Below are 17,082 nucleotides of genomic sequence, written 5' to 3'. Positions count from 1 at the left end.
TTGTTAAGCTTTTGCAGCTTTGCAGCTTTGCAGCTTTGCAGCTTTGCAGCTTTGCAGCTTTGCAGCTTTGCAGCTTTGCCGCCTTTTCTGCCCTTTCCGCTAAGCTATTTAACTGATGCAACCCTTTTTGACCCTGGAATTTCATGGTCGCAAACCTCATCCCCGCCCTGATCCTCACCTTCCTTGCGGGCCTCGCCACCGGGGTCGGAAGCCTCGTCTCCTACTTCATCCCCCGGCCCGACATGAGATACCTCTCCGTCAGCCTCGGCTTTGCCACAGGGGTGATGATCTTCGTCGCCTTCGTCGACCTCTTCTGCGGCGCCATGGAGACGATCGGCCTCTCCCAGGCCGACGTCTTCTTCCTCGCCGGGATGCTGACGGTCTACTTCCTGGACAAGGTCGTCCCCCACTGCCATCTGGACGGCCAGGCCGACCCCCACTGCGACCGGCTCTACCGGGGCGGGATCATGATGACCCTGGGGATCGCCCTGCACAACCTCCCCGAGGGACTGGCGGTGGCGCTGGTCTCCCTGGCCGACCTGCGGCTGGGGATTCCCATCGCCATCGCCATCGCCATCCACAACATCCCTGAGGGGGTCGCCTGCTCCGTCCCCCTCTACTGCGCCACCGGCGACCGGCGAAAGTCCTGCCTCTACTCCTTCCTCGCGGGGATGGCCGAGCCCCTCGGCGCTGTGATCGCGATTTTGGTGCTCTTGCCCTTCCTCACCGACTTCGTCCTCGCCGCCTCCATCGCCTTCGTCTCCGGGATCATGGTCTTCATCTGCTTCGACGAGCTGATACCCATCGCCAACTCCTACGGCGACGAGCACCTCACCAACATCGGCCTCATCGCCGGGATCTTCGTGATGATGATCGCTCTCGCCGTCTTCCACTGACCGCCCACGCTGCTGAAGAAGCCCCCGCATAATCATCTATTTGTAAATAACAACTATTAACACGTGACAACCTTTATTAATCAGAAATCCCACTGACGACGAAGAGGCGACCATGACCTATCTAGAGATGTTGGGAGATGAGCTGGCTTTTCGCCCTCCGACGGTCCTTGGCCGGCCCAGGATCTCCGCTGAGGATGAGCTGAAGAAGGTGGCGCCATGATCCCGGACTGGATGAAGGAGACGGACGGCAGCTCCTTTGAGGCTCCGCCCGCCTCCGCCGAAAACGAAGGCGGAAAGAAGAAGAAGAAAAAGAAAAAGGCCAAGGCGAGCTTCGTCAAAAAGACGATCGACGGCGTCTTCACCTTCTTCCAGGAGGCCCTGGTCACCGAGACCTTCACCAAAAGAGACGGCCTCCTCCAGAGCCTCGATCCCCGGGTGAAGCTGATATCGATCTTAGCCGTCGTCTTCGCCGTCAGCGTGACAAAAGACCTCCGCCTCCTTGCAGCCGTCTACCTTCTCACCCTCCTCTTCGCCCACCTGAGCAGGATCGAGGTCGGCTTCTTCATAAAGCGGGTCTGGCTCTTCGTCCCCTTCTTTGCGGGGGTGATCGTCATCCCCGTCATCTTCAACGTCTTCCTCCCAGGCGACCCTCTCATCCACATCGCCGACCTTCCGCCCGGAGCCCACCTGGGACCTTTGGCCCTGCCCGACTCGATCTACATCACAAAACAGGGCGTCTCTGCCGCGGCCACCTTCACCCTCCGGGTGGCGACGGCCGTCTCGGCCGTAGTCCTCCTCTTCCTCACCACGCCCCAGCAGCTCCTCTTCAAGTCCCTGCGTTCCCTCAGGGTCCCAAAAGTATACGTCCTCACCATGGCCATGGCCTACCGGTACATATTCCTCTTCATGGAGATGATAAGAGACCTGCACATAGCCAAGAAGAGCAGGACGATAAAGAGCATGAGCCTTCGAGACGATCAGAGGTGGGTCGGGGGGAGGATAGGCTACATGCTGATAAAGTCCCTGGACATGAGCGAGAAGGTCCACATGGCCATGGTATCCAGGGGCTACTCCGGCGACGTGCAGATCATGCACGACTACCACACCAGCGGGCGCGACTACATCGCTGCAGGATTCGCCCTCTGGTTGAGCCTGACCCTAATACTCGTCTCCCTCAACATCGTCCAGTTATGAGGTTTCAGTTCATAAGTTTCAGTTCATGAGGTTTCGACGATGCCGAACATATTCGATCTCAAAGACGTTTCATACTCATACCTCGGAAAGTTCGAGGCCCTGAAGGATATCAACCTCGCCATATCCCAGGGCGAGCAGGTCTCCCTCATAGGCACCAACGGCTCTGGAAAGTCCACCCTTCTCTCCATCATAGACGCCCTCCTATTCCCCACATCCGGGGAGTTTTTCGCCTTCGGAAACCTCGTTGAAGAGGCGGTCTTCGATTCCCTAGCCGAGAGCGAGTTTCGAACCTTCTTCAGAAAAAAGGTCGCCTTCGTCTTCCAGAACTCCGACGTCCAGCTCTTCAGCTCAACGGTCTTCGACGAGATCGCCTTCGGCCCCCTCCAGCTCGGGATGACCCAGGACGAGGTCAAAGAGAGGGTGGAGGACGTAATGGACATAATCGAGATCTCGAAGCTGGCGTATCGAGCACCCCACACCCTCAGCGGCGGCGAGAAGAAGAAGGTCTGCATCGCCTCGGCCCTGGCCACAAACCCGGACGTCCTCCTCCTGGACGAACCTACGGCGGGCCTGGACCCGAGAACTCAGCTCTGGCTGATCGAGCTGTTCCAGGAGCTTGGCAGTGCGGGAAAGACGATCGTCGTTGCGACCCACGACCTTGACACCGTCGAGCACATCAGCAAAAGAGCGGTAGTGATGGGCGAGGACCACACCATCAAGGCCGACAGGAGCTCCTGCGACGTCATCGGCGACCTGGACCTCCTTCTTTCCGCAAACCTCATCCACAAGCACATGCACCGCCACGGCTCCGTATATCAGGAGCATTATCATCCTCAGTACCAGGGCCACAAAAAAGCCGAGCGGTCGGACGCATAGTCCAGCCCTTCGGCGGATGGCAACGCTCTGACGGATGACTCGTCAGCCTGCCTGAATATCCTAGCGGGCATATCCAGCGATCGAAGTACCTTCGATCCTCGTTTTTTACTTATTGTACGGGAAAACCAGATTAAGGTGATTTAGTAATATTATAAAATAAATCAATCTTAGTTTGTGTTGAATTCGATAGATTTTTATACCCAAAATCGCCACTTATGGCGTGGTGATGTTATGCATATTCCAGATGGCTATCTTGGGCCATACACCTATATCGCCATGTGGATCATCATGATCCCGATATGGCTCTATGCTGGGCAGAGGCTCAGCAGGGAACTTCGGAGCAGGCAGGTCCCCCTTCTGGCCCTGGCCGCAGCCTTCTCCTTCGTCATAATGATGTTCAACCTGCCCATCCCCGGCGGGAGCACGGGCCACGCCGTCGGCGGGGCGATCGTGGGGATCGTCCTGGGCCCCTGGGCGGGGGTGATCGCCATATCCGTCGCCCTAATCCTCCAGGCTCTGATCTTCGGAGACGGCGGGATCACCGCCATCGCCGCCAACTGCTTCAACATGGCGGTGGTGATGCCCTTTGCCGCCTTCTACGTCTATAAGATCATAAGTGGGAGCTCTGAAATCACATCGTCCAAGAGGGTCGCTGCCTCGGCGATCGCAGGCTACGTCTCCCTCACCCTGGCCGCAGGCCTCACCGGCTTCATGTTCGGGATTCAGCCGCTTCTGCACACCGACGCCAGCGGGATGCCCCTCTACATGCCCTACGGCATCAACGTCGCCGTTCCTGCGATGCTCGCCGAACACGTCTTCTTCTTCAGCTTCGTGGAGGCGATAGTGACCGCCCTGATCTTCGCCTACATCCAGAAGACAGACCCGACCCTCCTGATCTACGAGAGGCCGAGATCGAAGAGACTGGCAAAGGGAGCTGCCGCCTGAGGTGATGGTTAATGGAGAAGTCGATAAGAAACATGATCATAGGCCTTTTGATCCTCATGGTCCTCGTACCTCTGGGGCTCATCGCTACTGGAGAGACCTTCGGCGAGTGGGGGAACGAGGAGATCGAAGAGAAGCTCGGGTACGTCCCCTCGGGGCTTGAGGAACTCTCCTCCCTCTGGGAGAAGGCCCCCCTTCCTGACTACGCCTTCGAGGGCGACGAGTCCAGCCGGGGAGCCGTCATCGCCTACATACTCTCCGCCATGATAGGCGTTCTCATCGGAGGAGGGTTCCTCTACTTCGTGGGAAAGAGAATCGCAAAGGATTGATCCGGATAAAGCGATTCAATCCGAGGTTTGCTGGGGTCGGGACACCTCAATCCATCGGCGATGGTCTCCCCGACCCCATCAACTTTCCAGCATTTTGTTTGTTTTACTTACTTCCCTCTTCCATCTCCTCTACGGCCTTCTCCACGGCCCGCGACCCCTTCTTCCGCAGCTCCCCCGAGAGCTTTGCGTAGTACTTCATGGTGTCGGGGGTGACGGAGGGGCCGACTTCCTCGAGAGCCGCGAGAAAGTGTCTCTGGAGAACCTGTCTCGCCTCCATATTCTCCCGAAGGGCGAGCCGTCCCGCCTTCCTGCAGATGGAGGCGATATCGGCTCCGGTGTACTGGTCGGTCTTACCGACGAGGTCGTCGAGATCGACGTCCTGGGCCAGGGGCATCTTGCCGGTGTGGACGGCGAAGATCTTCCTCCTCGACTCGGCATCGGGGACCGGGACCATGATCAGCTCGTCGAACCTTCCGGGCCTGACCAGGGCAGGATCGATGATGTCGGGCCGGTTGGTGGCGGCGATCACCACCACGCCCCGAAGCTCCTCCATTCCGTCGATCTCGGAGAGGAGCTGGTTTACGATCCTCTCGGTAACGTGGGGCTCGCCCGTCCCCCCGCCCCGGACGGGGGCGAGGGAGTCGAGCTCGTCGAGGAAGACGATCGCCGGGGCCACCTGTCTCGCCTTCCTGAATATATCGGCGATGTGCCGCTCGCTCTCGCCGTACCACTTGGAGAGGATCTCGCTCCCCTTGGTGGTGAGGAAGTTGGCGTTGGACTCGTTGGCGACGGCTTTCGCGAGAAGCGTCTTTCCCGTCCCCGGGGGGCCATAAAGGAGGACCCCCTTCGGCGCCTCGATCCCCAGCCTTCTGAAGTTCTCACCGTAGACGAGGGGCCACTCGACCGCCTCCACCAGGAGCTGCTTTACCTCCTCCAGCCCCCCCACGTCGGCCCAGGTGACGTTAGGCACCTCGATGAGGATCTCCCGCAGAGCGCTCGGAGATACCTCGTGCATCGCCGACTCCAGATCCTCTCTCGTCACCACCAGCTCCTCAAGAACCTCCCGGGGTATCGTCGGCTCGTCTAGGTCGATCTTGGGGAGGACGCGCCGAAGGGCGTTCATCGCCGCCTCCCGGGTGAAGGCGGCGATGTCGGCCCCGACGAAGCCGTAGGTGAGGGTGGAGAACTCCTCCAGGTCGACATCCTGGGCCAGGGGCATCCCTCTCGTGTGGATCTGGAGGATCTCGCGCCGCCCCTCGAAGTCGGGGACACCGAGCTCGATCTCCCGGTCGAACCTGCCGGGCCTCCTCAGGGCGGGATCGACGGCGTCGGGCCTGTTCGTCGCCCCGATGACGATGACATTCGACCTCTCCTTGAGGCCGTCCATGAGAGACAGAAGCTGGGCCACCATCCTCCGCTCCATCTCTCCTGCCACCTCCTCCCTCTTGGGGGCGATGGAGTCGAGCTCGTCGAGGAATATGATTGAAGGTGCGTTCCGCTCCGACTCCTCGAAGACCTCCCGGATCCTCTTCTCACTCTCGCCGTAGTACTTGGAGACGATCTCGGGGCCGTTTATCGAGGCGAAGTGGGCGCTGGACTCGTTGGCGACGGCCTTCGCCAGCATCGTCTTTCCCGTCCCCGGCGGGCCGTGGAGGAGGATGCCCCGGGGCGGGTCGATCCCCAGCCTCTCGAAGAGCTCGGGGTGCTTGAGGGGGAGCTCGATCATCTCCCTGACCTTCTGGATGGCGTGCTTCATCCCGCCCAGATCCTCGTAAACGACGTCCGCCGACTGCCGGGCGTCGACGGCCCGGCTGACCAGCTCGACCTCCGTCTCCTCCATTATCCTGACCGTCCCCGATGGGGTGGTGGATAAGACCCTCATCTTCACCTCCCCCAGGCCGAAGGCTGAGCCCTTATCGGACCTCTTGAAGATCTCGTCGAACATGGTATCCTTCCCAGTGGTGAGATCGCCGGGAGGGCGCCGGAGTGTGGTGGTGGAGATGACGTCCCCCTTGGAGACGGGCCTTCCCAAAAAGACCTTCCTTAGGGCCTCGCTGGGAATCGAGATCTGGATTCCCCGGCCCACCGGAGCGAGAGATACCCTCTCCGCGGGCCGCCATTCGGCCTTGGAGATCTCGACGAACTGGCCGATGGTGGCCCCAACGTTCGACCTGATCAGGCCGTCTACCCGGGCGACGTCCATATCTTCGTCGGTAGCGTAGGCCTTCACCGCGAGAGCGCTGGTGGACTTATTCCCTCTGATCTCCACCAGGTCGTAGTCGGCGACCCCCAGCTCGGCCATCTGCCGCTCGCTTATTCGAACGATCCCCTTTCCCACGTCCCTCTGGTCAGCCTCAATGATCTTGAGCCGGATGGATTCGGAGTCGGTCATCTCTTTAACACCCTCTGGACCTCTATTTATGAACGAGTTTGTAATTAAGTATTCTCCTCAGTTGTTTTCGTCGTTTTGCACTTTTAAGATGCATCGGGTCCAGTTCCATCTTCACTCTTAGTTCTCTCGCCGATCTCGTCCCTCATATAAGTCCCGTTTCAATCTCAATCCTCGGTGATGCAATTTGGCCCGAAAATTTTGTAAATGAGAAGGCAGATACTCCGGCTCGGCCTTCCCGCAGGAATACCAGGGCGCGATCTTCATCGCCGAGCACGGCTCCTGGAACCGGGCCGATCCCATAGGTTACCGGGTGACTCTGGTGAGGCTCGAGAAGGGGACGGCCGCCGGCTATGAAGCGTTCGCCGAAGGATGGCTCCAGGAGCGGGAGGCCTGGGGAAGGCCGGTGGACGTTCTGGTGATGCCCGACGGCGCCCTCCTCGTCTCCGACGATCGGGCCGGGGCGATCTACAGGATCAGCTACCAGGGATGATCGGCGAGGAGTCCATCCCGACGCATTGCGCCGTGATGCGGCGGCCATGAGGCGAAGGGTTATCTCGGATATTTGACATAATTAATACATCAGATATGGCTGATCAGGAGGAGAGATGATGAAGAAGACGATGGCATCGGTGATTTTGCTATTTTTGCTGCTCCTCAGCTTGTCCTCGGCATGGGGCCAGATTTGGCTTGGAGGAGGATGCTCTTATGAGGACCACCCGGGCGCTTGCGAGATCGTCTCCGTCCTCAAGACCGAGGAGTCGGCCCATCAGGCCGAGGTGGGGGGAGGTCCCGGATACGAGGGGTATGAGGTCTGGTTCATCTTCTGCCCGGACGAGCCGATGAACCTGACGGAGAACTGGGATGAACTCGTATTTGGAAGGGAACATCTCTTACAGCTCTGCAACTCCTGGTACCCCGGCCCGATGTTCCTTGAGAAGTACAACATAGCCGAGGGCGAGGTCTTCGATTGTACTTTGAAGCTGATCACCGGAGGCACCTGCAGCCCCATCATCTTCGAGTTCGACGAGATCGACCAGTGCGATTATTTTGAGTCCGCAGGTGGGTCAGAAGAACGAGGGGCTGAAGGTGAGGAAGGTGACGGAAAAGAAGGTGGCGGAAAAGAAGGTGAAGCAGAAGGAGAAGAAGGATCGGCCGGCGAGACGGTCAAGATCGGAGCCATATATCCCCTCACTGGACCATCAGCCTCCAGCGGCGAGGAGATGAAGCGCGGAACACTCTTGGCGGCCGAGGTGATCAACGGCCAGTTCGATCTGGACCTGCCCCTCGCCCGGTCCGAGGGGATACGCTCTCTCAATGGGTCCAGAGTCGAAGTCGTCTTTGGAGACTCGCAAGGGCTTCCGGCCGTCGGAAGATCGGAGGCGGAGAGGCTGATCGGCGAGGAGGCGGTGGTGGCCCTTTTGGGGGCTTACCAGAGCTCGGTCACCGCCGCGGCGAGCGAGGTGGCCGAGGCCGAAGGAAGGCCCTTTCTGACGGCGGCGTCCACGGCCCCGAGCCTCACAGAGCGAGGGTTCAGTTGGTTCTTCAGGACCACTCCGGACGAGAAGATCTTCGTCCATAACTTCTATCAGTTCCTCTCGGACGTTCAGGAGAGCCGGAAATCAGAGGAGAACGAGACCTTGAGTTTGGCCATCGTTCATGAGGACTCGATCTGGGGAGAGGAGTTCGGCGCTCTGGCGGAACGATATGCTGAGGACCGGGGCTTTGAGATCGTCGCCGACGTATCTTACTCAACCGAAGATCTCGACCTGACCGACGAGGTCCTGCGGCTCAAAGAGGCGGACCCCGACGTGGTGATGCAGGCCTCCTACACCGAGGATGCGGTACTCTACGTCCAGACTTACAGGGCGATGAACTTCACCCCGAAGGCGATCCTGGCCGACGACGCCGGATTCTCTGACCCAGAGTTCCTGGAGGCTCTGGGCGAGGATGGAGAGCAGATCCTGACCCGGGCGACCTGGTCTCTGGACCTGGCGGGGACTAAGCCCCTGGCCGAGAAGGCCAGCAGGCTATTTGAAGACCGGTACGGCGAGGAGATGGGCGAGGAGTCGGCCCGGGCATTCACCGCCACCATCGTCCTGGCCGACGCCATCGATCGGGCGGGATCACTGGATCCCCAGGCGGTCAGGACGGCACTTCTGGAGACGAACCTCTCCGAGGACGAGATCATAATGCCCTGGGAGGGGGTCGAGTTCGACCAGAAGACCCATCAGAACACGAGGGGAAGGGGGATAATCTGCCAGATAATAGGTCAGGATTACCGTACAGTCTGGCCCTTCGACCTCGCATCGGCGGATCTGATCTGGCCCCTGCCCGGGTGAGACGAGAGGAAATAGATGATGACATAGAGGAGGGGGTGGTGGAGAACTGTGAGAGAGGATCTGCCCGGGCTCTTCACCGCCGGACAAATTTAGGTCCCCTCTCGACAACAGCTGCAGGCCTTGGTGAGAAATTTTGGCACGCCAACCCCCCTTCATTTTGGGATCTCGAAGCGGACCCCGATCTTGAAGATCCTCTTGGTGGGCAGCACCAGCTGTTCGAGGCCGGTCTTCTCTCTTATCTCCGATAGGATCTCCTCGATCCTCTTCTCGGAGGCCGATATCGTAAACCACATGTTGAACTCGGTATCGTTGGGACGTAGGTAGTTGTGGGAGATCTCCTGGTAGCCGTTCACCAAATCCGCCACCACCTCCATCCTTTCAGCGGAGACGGGAAGGGCGACCAAAACCCCGGAGCATCCGAGCCGCCTCATGTCCAGGATCGGGCCGATCCTTCTTATTATGCCCTGGTCCCGGAGCCTTCTTGCCCTTCTGATCACCTCATCTTCGCCGACTCCGAGGGTCTCGCCGAGGGCGAGAAAGGGCCGTTCTGTCAGGGGAAACTCCTTCTGGACCAGGTCGAGGAGCCTTCGGTCCAGGCCGTCGAGGTCGAGCCTCTCCCCACCGATCGGCTCGCCCCCGATCGGCAGATCGTCGATTGGCTCATCTCTCACCCCGATCAAACCTCCCCATAGCTGCAGAGTGGATCGGATTCGAGATAGTCGCCGGTCTTCGCGTAGGCCCGGGCCCGACACCCGCCGCAGACCTTCCGGAAGTCGCATCTGCCGCAGATACCCTTAAGCTTCCTCTTCCGCAGATCGAGAAAGACCGGCGAGCGGTCCCAGATCTCCGAGAAGCTCACTTCCCTGACGTTCCCCGCCACCACCGGGAGGTAGCCGCATGGGCAGACGTCGCCGGTCCGGGAGACGAATACAAAGTTCGTTCCAGCAAGGCAGGCGCTCCCCATCATCCCCTTCCTCTCGGCCTCGGTGAGGGCCTCCCGTATCACCCGGCCGTACTGGGGGGCGCAGGTGACCTTCACCTCGATCTTCCTCCTCCTGCACCCCTCGGCCACCCAGCGAAGGATCTCGTCCTGCTCCTCTGGAGCCACCAGCTCCTCCTCCCTCCCCCGGCCCGTGGGCACCAGGAAGAAGAGGTGGAAGGCGACGGCCCCGAGCTTCTCGGCCAGGTCCATGGTGGCACAGACCTGGTGGAGGTTATCCTTGGTGATGGTCATGTTGATCTGAAAGTCGACCTCTCCCCGGAGGTTCTCGATCCCCCGCATGGCGAGGTGGAAGGAGCCCGGTCCCCGAACTTTGTCGTGGACCCCGGCATCGGGGCCGTCGAGACTGATGCTGACCCGAGAGATGCCGGCCCGCTTTATCTTATCGACCATCTCGGGGGAGAGGAGGGTACCGTTGGTGGCCAGGGAGACCCGGACCCCCCGGTCGGTGGCGTACTCCGCGAGAGTGAAGAGGTCGGGTCGGAGGAGGGGCTCTCCTCCGCTGAGGATTATCATCGGTTTCTCGGGAGCGACCTGATCGATGAAGGCCAGAGCCTCCTCCGTCGAGAGCTCCGCCTCGTCGGGGGTGGCCGAGGCCGAGGCGCGGCAGTACTCGCAAGCGAGGTTACAGGCCGCCGTCACCTCCCAGGCTATGATCAGCATCTAGAGCAGTCCCTTCTTGGAGAGGAGCTCCGCGTTCAGGACGCTGGCCCCGGCGGCGCCCCGGACGGTGTTGTGGCCCATGACGATGTAGCGGATCCCCTCTCTGATCCGGCCGACGGAGACGGCCATCCCCTTCCCGGCGTTCCTGTCGAGCCGGGGCTGGGGCCGGTCGGGCTCGTCACGCACGATGATGGGCCTCTCGGGCTCGGTGGGCAGGTCGGAGAGGCCGGGGTTGAAGCCCAGGAAGGCCTCCCTCACATCTTCAGGGGAGGGGTTTGACGCCATCTCGACCCAGAGCGCCTCCGTGTGGCCGTCCATCACCGGGACCCGGTGGCAGCTGGCGCTGACGCCGAAGGGCACGTCCACGATCCTGTCGCCGTCGAAGGTTCCCAGAATCTTCTGGGCCTCCTTCTCGACCTTCTCCTCCTCGCCGGGGATGAAGGGGAGGATGTTGCCCAGGATCGCCATGGAGGGGACGCCCTCGTATCCTGCGCCGCTGACCGCCTGCATCGAGGCGATGATCACCCTGCTGATCTCCATGGGGATGAGGGGCTTGAGGGTCAGGGCGAACATGATGGTGGTGCAGTTGGGGTTGGTTACGATGTAGCCGTCCCAGCCCCGCTTCCTCTGCTGGATATCAATGAGGCCGAGGTGCTCGGGGTTGCACTCGGGGATCATCAGGGGGACGTCCGGCTCAAACCGGTACGCGCTAGCGTTGCTGGCCACGACAAAACCGGCCTTGGCGAAGTCCGCCTCCACCTTCTTCGCCTCGTCGGCGGGGAGGGCGGAGAAGACGACGTCGGCCTCCACCTCCTTCGGATCGACGTTTACGACCCCCATCTCACCTACCTCGGCCGGGAGCTCGTGATCCAGCCGCCACCTGGCAGCCTCGCGGTACTTCTTGCCCGCGCTCCTCTCGGAGGCCGCAAGGCAGGTCAGCTCAAACCAGGGATGGTCCCAAAGCTGCTCGATGAAACGCTGTCCTACCGCACCCGTAGCTCCAAGAACGCCTGCTCTTATTTTTGCCATTGGAAATCACCTTGAACGACAGCGGCTTTTTGGTGGTGACTTGATATAAATGCCTTCTCTGAAAAACGGTTTTAATCCGGCTCCTTTCCGGATTTCGACCCGAAATCACGGGAAAACGAGGTTCATCTCCCACCCACCATCCGAACATTCGCGACCTCGCCTCGACCTTTGAGGTCAGCCGGGGGGGAGAGCGGGGTCGAGGGAGCGGGAGAAGTTCTCCGGAGATCAGCATGAGGTTACCGGTGAATAATCAGAGGGAAGTTTGAAGTCGACGCTCATCGCCTCGTGAGCCCCCAAGGCTTCCCCCTCCTTCAGAGCCGCCCCGGTGGCGATGTACCTTTTGAGATCCCTCCAGGCCGCCTCGACGTCCCTCGGGAGCTTGATGCACTTGGGGAGCTGGTGGCGCCCCGACCCCATGGCGGCCATGCACCCTCCGCCCGTCTCCTTCCGGCGGGAGCATCGGAGGCGGCAGAAGGCGGCGGTCTTCAAGAGCACCTTCCCCACATCGATCGAATAGGGCGGATCGGCCACGGACCGGGCGTAGACCGCCGCGGCCATGGCGAAGAAGGAGAGGTTCTCTATCGTCGACTCCGGCCAGACCTTCGAAAGAAGCCTCATCACTCCAGGATCGATCTCGGCTCTGGCCTGCTCCACCAGCGCCCGGTAGCCTCGGGCCGTCGGCATCAGGAGCAGTTGATCGAACTCGAACTCCTTTTCGGTCGCCCGGCAGTCTATGAGCTTGACGAAACGGTGGCCGTATCTCTCTGCGTAATCGAACATTCAAGACCTCTTTGAATGCAACGAGTGGAGAATGAGGGCATTTTATATCAGATTTCTGGGATTAAACACCTTTGCATAGCAGTTTAAGAAGATAGCTCATCAGATCGATCGGCTCTAAGCCATCCCACCCTCGCCTTCTCTCTTTTGCCCGAAATCTCAAAGCCGAGGTTCTTCAACAGCTCTGCCGTTCTGCCCGGGCCATGGATCAGCGCCTCCACCAGGTCCGGGGGCTCGTCTATGTCTGATGCACACCGGAAGGACTCGAAGACCCCGATCGTGAGGCCCAGGTCCTCCGCTTTCTGGAGGTGCTTCAGGAAGCTTGGGCCGTAGTAGCTGACCCGAAACCTCGGGTCTCTGATCAGTATCAGGTTCGTCCCGCCTCCCCTCCCCGGGACGATCACCACATCGCCAGGGGTTCTGATGAGCTCTTCAAGGTCGCAGGCCCTCATAAGGGGCAGATCCGCCATGGCGATCAGAAGATCTCTTGGCCAGCCGTTCTTATCCTCAGCCTCGATGGCGGAGTTTATGGCCTGGTCCAGCTCCGCAGGAGATTCGAGGATCTCGATCTCAGACTCGGCTCCGGGCCGGGATCTGAGCCGGTCTAAGATGCCGGATTCGGTTATCGGATCTTTCAGAAGGATCGAAACGTCCCCCACCATAGAGACGGCGGAGATCACATCCTCCAGCATCGCAAGAGCGAGCCCTTCCCTCTCATCGGAGGATAATACCGAAGATAGCCTGCTCTTTGCGCAGTCGAGCTTGAAGGGTACCACAACTCTGATCGGCCGCATATCTGGTCTATAAAATTTGCAGAGCCGAATCGCCGGCTCATCTCTTCTGCAGTCGGTCCCTGATCACGTCCAGCTCCTTGGGCCGAAATATCCTCCCTCCGGAGCCCGGCAGCTCAAGCCCCCGCACCACCACGACGGGAGTCCCGCCTCCGGCCTCGCCCATCAGGAGGTTCGCCATACCAGCGATCTCGTCGACGATCGCCTCCAGGGTGATCTCCAGCTCCCTACCAGCGAGATCGCGCTCCCCCCGCCAGTCCCGGAGGGCGGCGATCCCGGACCATCCGATGGCGACCCCCGCGACGCCGCAGCGGAAGGGTCGCCCGCAGGTGTCGGTGACGATGACGGCACAGTCCTTCTGTAGCCCCCTGCGGATCTGATCGGCGCTGGTTTGGGGGTTCTCCGGGAGGAGAAGGATTCTGCCCTGGCCTACGTTGGACCGGTCTATGCCGGCGTTGACGCCGATGTGGCCGAAGTTCGTCGCCACCAGGAGAAAAGGCCAATCGATCAGAACCTCCTCAGACTCGTCCAGGACCGCCTGGACGAACCTCGGGTCCTTGTCCAGCCTCTCGGCGATCTCTTCGGCCCGGGCCGAGGGGCTGCACTCCTCCAGCTCCCTGAACCTGCCCTCGGACTTCGAGACGATGGTGGAGGCGATGCAGACGACGTCCCCTTCCAGGAGAGGGAAACGCTCCTCGATCATCGCAGCCAGGTCGTCCCCCTCCCGGACCGATGGGAGACCCCTCACCAGATGGCAGCTGACCGAGTCCATAGAGATCGACTCCGAGGGGGGCTCAAAGTTACTTGAACCGCTCCTGGTAAGGTTTTGTGCTCAGGTAGTATAACCTCGCATGTACCAGCAGGTCGAGAAGGTACGAATAGTTCTCGGCGATGATGGCAAGCCTTTGATCGCTCCTCTCCTCCCAGGGGAGGGAGTTGTAGCTCTCGGCGAAGGGCCTCCAGAAGTCCGCGGGGAAGAAATCCATGCGGTAGAGGTGGCGGTCGGTGAACTCAAGGCCGATCTGAGGCTCCAAGACAGATCATCTCCATCAGGACGAGCCCTTCTTCTCCACGATCTCCGAGAAGGCCAGGGTCCCGCTGATCTTCTTGATCTTCGCCCGGACGATATCGCCCTTTGCGGTACCCGGAACGAAGATCATGAACTTGTCCACCCGCGCGATCCCGTCGCCCTTTCTGCCCACCGATTCGATCCGCAGCTCGTAGGTCTCGCCCTCTTCGATGACGTCCCTGGGCACGATCGTCTTAGTCTTCCTCTTTCGCACTGGTCGATGTGCACCGCAGGCCTCACACTTCAGCATCAGAACGCGATCACTCCTTATGAGCTGGGTGTCGGGCCGGTGACACTCAGAGCAGATGACGTACTCCTGAACGTAAGAGTCGATGTGACGCTCGAGGTTCTGTTCGGTGAACCTCCCCTGAAATACGGCGTGCTGACCCTCGATCTTGCCGGCGGTCCCCATCTCCTGGAGGATGAACTTCATCAGGTGGTCAGGGTCCCGGTTCAGGGCGTCGGCTATGCTGGCGAAGTTCTCGAGAACTGTCGTCTTCCCCTCGTAGAATATCTTGGGCGGGGGTATCACGAACCTGTCCTCGGTACCCCTGGAAGCGGGCAGCCTGCTCATGGCCCGTTCGAGCCCTTTCATGTAGTCTTCCATCAAAACACCGATTGACCTCGATTATTTTATAAGTTCTGCACCCTTGTCGACCACTATGTAGGCGGGGGTGGGCAGCTTATGTCCTGCTCTCTTCAAGGCCATCTTGGCCTGGGGAACGTTCGAGGGCGCGGTGCTGATGGAGAATATCTTCTGGTCTGCATCCATCCTCGCAGCGGTTCCTACGGCCTTTCCGAAGGCGTGCCTCATCCCGCTGGATACTCGATCCGCCCCTGCCCCTGTAGCCTGCTTGTTCTCCCTGAGCACCTGATGAGGGTAGACCCTCAGCTTCAGGTGGAAGTTGAGCCTTCCCACATAAGACATAAGGTAACGGTTGGCGGTGATTCTGGCGGCCTCCAGAGCCGTATGCCTGATCTGGCATGGCTCCTTGACCACCAGGGTCAGAGTAACCGGAAATTCGGTGTTGAGGTTGCCCATGTCGTAGTGGACGACCTTGCTTCCTGGAACGCCCCCCATGTACTTCCTTCGGGTATAGGGGCGCTCCAGTCTTCGGTACATGCTTGCTGGTTTACGTGCCAAAACTGAACTCCTCCAAAGTGATCTTGAGCCAGCTTAATACATTCATCAGGTTTATAAGCGTTGGGGGAGGGTCAACGGGCTGGCGATCGACCCTCCTTCATCCTCTTTCAGACCGTCGTCGGGGTCGAGGACGATATCTCTCCCGCGAGAGGGGTCTTCATCAGCGCCTTCGCCTCTTCGACGGAAGGCGCATTGGCGAGGGACCACATCAGCTTCACCAGGGCGACCTCGGGGAGCATGTCCTCGCCCTCTATCCCACCGACGGCCAGTATATCCCTTCCCGTATCGTAGACCCTATCGCAGATCCTCCCCCGGATGCACTGAGATGTTATGACCACGGGAACCCCGGCGTCGGTGGCGAACTTTATGGTCTCGACCCAGTCTGAGGCGACGTGGCCAAGGCCCGTCCCCTCCAGGACGATCCCCTTGTACCCAGAGCTTATGTAGTGCTCGAAGAGGTCGGGTTTTGCTCCGGGGAAGTATTTGACGAGGGCGCATCTCGGCTCAAGCCCCTCATTCACCTCGAGGGGGACCTCGCCCCTACTCCGGTGTTCTCCCAGGATTTCGATCTCTCTTGACGGATAGTCCACCTTTGCGATTGCTTGCTGGTTTATGCTTCTAAAGGCGTCCCTTCGAGAGGTGTGCATCTTCCGGACCCGGGTCCCCCGATGAACGAGGCAGAAGTCGTCGCTGGTGGAGCCGTGCATCACCACCGTCACCTCCGCGATATCGCTCGTCGCTACCGCCGCCGCCGAGATGGCGTTCATGGCAGCATCGCTGCTGGGCCGGTCGGAGCTTCTCTGAGAGCCGACCAGGACGATCGGGACCGGCGTTTTGATCATGAAGGAGAGGGCAGCCGCGGTATAGGTCATGGTATCTGTACCGTGGGTGACCACAACTCCGCCGGCTCCCTTCTCTATCTCCGAGCCGACGGCCCTCGCCAGCTTCTGCCAGTACTCGGCCTTCATATTCTCGCTGAGTATGTTGTAGATCACCTTCCCCTCGTAGTTGGCGATCTCCAGGAGCTCCGGGATGGAGGATATGATGTCCTCGGCCGAGAACTGGCTGGTGACTGCTCCGGTTCTGTAGTCGACCTTGCTTGCGATCGTCCCGCCGGTGGAGAGGATGGAGACCTTGGGAAGCCCCTCCTGGCGTCTGAGGGGAGGTGGCGGCGGAACCTTCAGAGCCTTTCCCTTGGCCACAAGCTCCGCCTCGGAGCGTTCCCTCTCGAAGCCGGCGTTGTAGCCGCTGTCCATCTTTATGACGATATGACCGCTGACCGAGGGCATCAGAACACCCTCCCGTCGAACGCCGTCCTTAGTGACCGCTATTCTATCCCCCAGTTCCAGCATGACCGTTCAGCTCCTGCCTTCTTCCTGGCTGGGTTGATGCCAGGGGATGAAAAACGTTGCCCTCAAGAGATCTTGGCGGGAAGGTGATTGCCAGACGAAGATGAGATGAATGCAGAAGATCTCGATAGATCTGAGAAGGAAAGCCGATTAATATTAGCCGATCGAAGGTGCTCAAAGGTGCAGCCATCATGATATATTTCGTCACCGGAAATCGAGGAAAGTTCGAGGAGGCAAAAGGGATCCTCGGTGAGGTCGAGCAGAGGAACGTCGGGTACACCGAGATCCAGGC

At 60.0% G+C, this 17,082-nt stretch carries 17 protein-coding genes and 1 pseudogene; 7 read left to right on the top strand and 11 right to left on the bottom strand.

Translation table 11 applies throughout. The annotated features are described in order from the left end of the window. The first annotated feature begins 143 nt into the window (after nt 1–143). From zupT to ACP5EL_RS05330, 5 genes are all read left to right on the top strand, one after another. Nucleotides 144–896 (top strand): zinc transporter ZupT, encoded by a 753-nt coding sequence (gene zupT / locus ACP5EL_RS05350; protein WP_428401454.1) that lies wholly within the window; start codon nt 144–146, stop codon nt 894–896. 216 nt (nt 897–1,112) lie between these two features. Next, a complete protein-coding gene (cbiQ, locus tag ACP5EL_RS05345; RefSeq protein WP_428401453.1) occupies nt 1,113–2,090 on the top strand; it encodes a cobalt ECF transporter T component CbiQ in 978 nt (325 codons plus the stop codon). A gap of 39 nt (nt 2,091–2,129) precedes the next feature. Then, complete coding sequence (locus tag ACP5EL_RS05340; protein ID WP_428401452.1) at nt 2,130–2,966, top strand: energy-coupling factor ABC transporter ATP-binding protein; 837 nt, start codon at nt 2,130–2,132, stop codon at nt 2,964–2,966. Nucleotides 2,967–3,254: 288 nt separating this feature from the next. Further along, nucleotides 3,255–3,911 (top strand): cobalt transporter CbiM, encoded by a 657-nt coding sequence (gene cbiM, locus ACP5EL_RS05335; protein WP_428401450.1) that lies wholly within the window; start codon nt 3,255–3,257, stop codon nt 3,909–3,911. 11 nt (nt 3,912–3,922) lie between these two features. Continuing rightward, complete coding sequence (locus ACP5EL_RS05330) at nt 3,923–4,237, top strand: PDGLE domain-containing protein (RefSeq protein ID WP_428401449.1); 315 nt, start codon at nt 3,923–3,925, stop codon at nt 4,235–4,237. Between the two features lie 103 nt (nt 4,238–4,340). On the opposite strand, the gene ACP5EL_RS05325 is transcribed toward ACP5EL_RS05330, so the two are convergent. After that, nucleotides 4,341–6,629: a CDC48 family AAA ATPase gene (locus tag ACP5EL_RS05325; protein ID WP_428401448.1), complete on the bottom strand. Its 2,289-nt coding sequence runs from the start codon at nt 6,627–6,629 to the stop codon at nt 4,341–4,343. Between the two features lie 217 nt (nt 6,630–6,846). Here ACP5EL_RS05325 and ACP5EL_RS05320 point away from each other — a divergent pair. Then, nucleotides 6,847–7,119, top strand: a pseudogene (locus ACP5EL_RS05320) (PQQ-dependent sugar dehydrogenase); the annotation flags it as partial. A 115-nt stretch (nt 7,120–7,234) separates the two neighbouring features. Continuing rightward, the gene (locus ACP5EL_RS05315; protein ID WP_428401446.1) at nt 7,235–8,968 is read left to right on the top strand and encodes an ABC transporter substrate-binding protein; all 1,734 of its coding nucleotides are present in this window, start codon (nt 7,235–7,237) and stop codon (nt 8,966–8,968) included. A 152-nt stretch (nt 8,969–9,120) separates the two neighbouring features. Here ACP5EL_RS05315 and ACP5EL_RS05310 read toward each other — a convergent pair whose 3' ends face one another. The 10 genes from ACP5EL_RS05310 to gatD form a co-directional block, all read right to left on the bottom strand. Then, complete coding sequence (locus ACP5EL_RS05310) at nt 9,121–9,639, bottom strand: AsnC family transcriptional regulator (RefSeq protein WP_428401445.1); 519 nt, start codon at nt 9,637–9,639, stop codon at nt 9,121–9,123. 5 nt (nt 9,640–9,644) lie between these two features. After that, nucleotides 9,645–10,631 carry a radical SAM protein gene (locus ACP5EL_RS05305; RefSeq protein ID WP_428401444.1) on the bottom strand — a complete coding sequence of 329 codons (987 nt, stop codon included), beginning with the start codon at nt 10,629–10,631 and terminating at the stop codon, nt 9,645–9,647. Continuing rightward, on the bottom strand, nt 10,632–11,660 hold the full coding sequence (gene asd / locus ACP5EL_RS05300; protein WP_428401443.1) for an aspartate-semialdehyde dehydrogenase: 1,029 nt from the start codon (nt 11,658–11,660) through the stop codon (nt 10,632–10,634). Nucleotides 11,661–11,885: 225 nt separating this feature from the next. Then, entirely contained in the window at nt 11,886–12,440 is a 555-nt protein-coding gene (locus ACP5EL_RS05295) for a hypothetical protein (protein ID WP_428401442.1), read from the bottom strand. Between the two features lie 83 nt (nt 12,441–12,523). Then, nucleotides 12,524–13,213, bottom strand: a complete 690-nt coding sequence (gene cofC, locus ACP5EL_RS05290; protein WP_428401441.1) for a 2-phospho-L-lactate guanylyltransferase — start codon at nt 13,211–13,213, stop codon at nt 12,524–12,526. A 55-nt stretch (nt 13,214–13,268) separates the two neighbouring features. Then, nucleotides 13,269–14,000, bottom strand: a complete 732-nt coding sequence (locus ACP5EL_RS05285; RefSeq protein ID WP_428401440.1) for a coenzyme F420-0:L-glutamate ligase — start codon at nt 13,998–14,000, stop codon at nt 13,269–13,271. Nucleotides 14,001–14,028: 28 nt separating this feature from the next. Then, nucleotides 14,029–14,262, bottom strand: a complete 234-nt coding sequence (locus ACP5EL_RS05280; protein ID WP_428401438.1) for a hypothetical protein — start codon at nt 14,260–14,262, stop codon at nt 14,029–14,031. A gap of 15 nt (nt 14,263–14,277) precedes the next feature. Continuing rightward, entirely contained in the window at nt 14,278–14,904 is a 627-nt protein-coding gene (locus ACP5EL_RS05275) for a translation initiation factor IF-2 subunit beta (protein WP_428401455.1), read from the bottom strand. Nucleotides 14,905–14,925: 21 nt separating this feature from the next. Beyond that, nucleotides 14,926–15,441: a 50S ribosomal protein L16 gene (locus ACP5EL_RS05270; protein WP_428401437.1), complete on the bottom strand. Its 516-nt coding sequence runs from the start codon at nt 15,439–15,441 to the stop codon at nt 14,926–14,928. Nucleotides 15,442–15,548: 107 nt separating this feature from the next. Then, nucleotides 15,549–16,793, bottom strand: a complete 1,245-nt coding sequence (gene gatD / locus ACP5EL_RS05265) for a Glu-tRNA(Gln) amidotransferase subunit GatD (RefSeq protein WP_428401435.1) — start codon at nt 16,791–16,793, stop codon at nt 15,549–15,551. Between the last annotated feature and the right edge of the window lie 289 nt (nt 16,794–17,082).

Origin of the sequence: Methanocrinis sp. (assembly GCF_049974945.1) — an archaeon.
Lineage (GTDB): Archaea > Halobacteriota > Methanosarcinia > Methanotrichales > Methanotrichaceae > Methanocrinis.
This window is presented reverse-complemented; position numbering and strand designations above follow the sequence as displayed.

Coding starts and splice junctions, on each gene's coding strand:
- zupT (WP_428401454.1), top strand. CDS start 144: ATGGTCGCAAACCTCATCCCCGCCCTGATCCTCACCTTCCTTGCGGGC.
- cbiQ (WP_428401453.1), top strand. CDS start 1,113: ATGATCCCGGACTGGATGAAGGAGACGGACGGCAGCTCCTTTGAGGCT.
- ACP5EL_RS05340 (WP_428401452.1), top strand. CDS start 2,130: ATGCCGAACATATTCGATCTCAAAGACGTTTCATACTCATACCTCGGA.
- cbiM (WP_428401450.1), top strand. CDS start 3,255: ATGATCCCGATATGGCTCTATGCTGGGCAGAGGCTCAGCAGGGAACTT.
- ACP5EL_RS05330 (WP_428401449.1), top strand. CDS start 3,923: ATGGAGAAGTCGATAAGAAACATGATCATAGGCCTTTTGATCCTCATG.
- ACP5EL_RS05325 (WP_428401448.1), bottom strand. CDS start 6,629: ATGACCGACTCCGAATCCATCCGGCTCAAGATCATTGAGGCTGACCAG.
- ACP5EL_RS05315 (WP_428401446.1), top strand. CDS start 7,235: ATGATGAAGAAGACGATGGCATCGGTGATTTTGCTATTTTTGCTGCTC.
- ACP5EL_RS05305 (WP_428401444.1), bottom strand. CDS start 10,631: ATGCTGATCATAGCCTGGGAGGTGACGGCGGCCTGTAACCTCGCTTGC.
- asd (WP_428401443.1), bottom strand. CDS start 11,660: ATGGCAAAAATAAGAGCAGGCGTTCTTGGAGCTACGGGTGCGGTAGGA.
- ACP5EL_RS05295 (WP_428401442.1), bottom strand. CDS start 12,440: ATGTTCGATTACGCAGAGAGATACGGCCACCGTTTCGTCAAGCTCATA.
- ACP5EL_RS05285 (WP_428401440.1), bottom strand. CDS start 14,000: ATGGACTCGGTCAGCTGCCATCTGGTGAGGGGTCTCCCATCGGTCCGG.
- ACP5EL_RS05275 (WP_428401455.1), bottom strand. CDS start 14,904: ATGGAAGACTACATGAAAGGGCTCGAACGGGCCATGAGCAGGCTGCCC.
- gatD (WP_428401435.1), bottom strand. CDS start 16,793: ATGCTGGAACTGGGGGATAGAATAGCGGTCACTAAGGACGGCGTTCGA.